This window comes from Halomonas sp. ND22Bw (assembly GCF_003011945.1).
In the GTDB taxonomy this organism is placed as follows: Bacteria; Pseudomonadota; Gammaproteobacteria; order Pseudomonadales; family Halomonadaceae; genus Halomonas; species Halomonas halophila.
Map to the genome: position 1 here is coordinate 1 of NZ_PXWD01001009.1, position 266 is coordinate 266.

Genomic DNA, 266 nt, shown 5'->3' on the forward strand with positions numbered 1-266 from the left:
GCGGTGATCATGTTGAGGTGTTCGAGCGCGGGGTCGTCGACGCGCTCGACCTCCAGGCGGCTGACCCAGTCGGTGTCGAAGTCGAGCCGTGCACCGAAGCCGTTGACCCGCGTCATGCCGCCCTGGGAGCGCTCGGGGGCGTGGCCGCTGGCCGCCTTGCCCTGCCAGCCGGCGAGGCCCGACTTGGCGTAGAGACCGCAGGCACCGAAGCGCACGCCGGCCAGCAGGCTGCCGCCGAGGCTGGTGGTATCGAGCAGGGTGTCGCG

The 266-nt window shown here is 72.2% G+C and carries 1 pseudogene; it reads right to left on the minus strand.

Features of this window, described 5'->3' with window-relative positions:
• Positions 1–266, minus strand: a pseudogene (locus tag CVH10_RS21220) (hypothetical protein); the annotation flags it as partial.